The sequence below is a fragment of the Stenotrophomonas sp. P5_A8 genome (genome assembly GCF_056400545.1).
In genome coordinates this window covers 1-1,837 of record NZ_JBFULB010000502.1, presented here as the reverse complement: position 1 = coordinate 1,837, position 1,837 = coordinate 1, and the positions used below count along the sequence as shown (strand labels likewise).

Annotated in this window: 2 protein-coding genes; both read right to left on the bottom strand. The window is 63.6% G+C overall.

Going from position 1 to position 1,837, the window contains the following annotated elements:
* Positions 1-79 precede the first annotated feature (79 nt).
* Entirely contained in the window at positions 80-619 is a 540-nt protein-coding gene (locus AC1DQP_RS20105) for a DUF924 family protein (RefSeq protein WP_256777317.1), read from the bottom strand.
* Positions 620-672: 53 nt separating this feature from the next.
* Positions 673-1,449 (bottom strand): AMP nucleosidase, encoded by a 777-nt coding sequence (locus AC1DQP_RS20100; RefSeq protein ID WP_457321943.1) that lies wholly within the window; start codon positions 1,447-1,449, stop codon positions 673-675.
* Positions 1,450-1,837 lie beyond the last annotated feature (388 nt).

Here is a 1,837-nt window from a genome sequence, read left to right as displayed (position 1 = left end):
TGCTGTTGCTGTTGCTGTTGCTGTTGCTGTTGCTGTTGCTGTTGCTGTTGCTTTTACGCTTTTTGCTTCTACGCCGCTCTCAACCCGCAAACCCGCCTTCGGCCAGGTAATCCAGCTCTTCCGGCGTCGGCATCCGCCCCAGCACCGCATTGCGGTGCGGGAAGCGACCGAACCGGCGGATGATGTCGCGGTGCAGCTCGGCGTACTGCAGGTATTCCTTGTCGCCCAGCACATCGAACATCGCCACCGAACGCTCCTGGTCCTGCGGGTCTTCCGAATGCTCGAACGGCAGATAGATGAAAGCGCGCAGCTTGGGCACCAACTGCAGGTCCAGCCCCTCTTCCACCGCGCGCATCGCGTAGTGCCGGGCCAGCCCATCGGTGGCGTAGGAATGGGCGGTATCGCGGAAACAGTTACGCGGAAACTGGTCGAGCAGGATCATCAGCGCCAGCGCGCCATCGGCACTGCCCAGCCAATGCTCGCGTGCACGACGGGCAGCGGCGAAGTGTTCCTCCAGGAACGCCTCGCGGAACCGCGCATCGAACGCGTCATCGCGCGTGAACCATTGCTGTGGGCCGGCATTGCGCCAGAACTCCACGACTTGTGCCGCCACGTCCATTTACTACCCCTGATGGCGGCGCGTCCCCAAGACGCCCGCCGGTGCGATATCCATCACTCGTCAAAGCGCAGGTGGCGGACCGACTTGCCGTTGCGCCGTATAAGCTTAAGCGCCTCGATACCGATCTGGATATGGTTTTCGACGAACTGCGAGCTGACCTTGGCATCGGACGCCTCGGTCTTGACCCCGTCGGGGATCATCGGCTGATCGGACACCAACAGCAATGCACCGATCGGAATGTGGTTGGCAAAGCCGGCTGCGAACAGGGTGGCCGTCTCCATATCGATGGCCATGCAGCGCATCAGCCGCAGCTTTTCCTTGAAGGCCTCATCATGCTCCCAGACCCGACGGTTGGTCGTGTAGACCGTGCCGGTCCAGTAATCGTGGCCCAGATCGCGGATGGTCGTGGACACCGCACGCTGCAGGGCGAAGGCCGGCAGCGCCGGCACTTCCGGCGGCAGGTAGTCGCTGGAAGTGCCCTCGCCGCGGATCGCGGCGATCGGCAGGACCAGGTCGCCCAGCTGGTTCTTGCGCTTGAGCCCACCGCATTTGCCCAGGAACAGCACCGCCTTGGGCATTACCGCCGACAGCAGGTCCATCACGATGGCCGCGTTGGGGCTGCCCATGCCGAAGTTGATCAGGGTAATGTCATCGCTGGTGACGCTGGCCATCGGCCGATCCATGCCCTGCACCGGTGCGCCGGTAAGGTGCGAGAAGGTATGCAGATAGCCGGCAAAGTTGGTCAGCAGGATGTGCTGGCCGAACTGGTCCAAGGGCACGCCGGTGTAACGCGGCAGCCAGTTTTCAACGATTTCCTGCTTGCTCTTCATCCCGCGATGTCCGTCCGGCATTTGGTTCAGTGCGCCTATTCTGGGGATGGAGCAGCAACAAGCAAGCGATAAGTCTTTTCTTCCCAAGGTGGGGAGCGTCTGGTTCCAAGAGCCTTGGCGGACGGTGCACGGCGGTGCGCGTGCGCGTCATGCGGTCCTTGGGGCGTAGGGATCGCGTGGCGTCTCTGATCGGGTCTGTCGCGCGCGTGCGGGCCCCGTCGCGGCCGGTAGGCCCCTGGCGCAAATGTCCCCCGGCCGCGGGCGGCCTCCTCCTTTATTTTGCCCAGGSGCCTACCGGCCGCGACGGGGCTCGGCTTGCGGTAWGCAGGTRGAAGCCARGCTTTTCTGGMCKTGGTCGGTGGGTCGGGCGTTGGGCGCGCATGCCCTT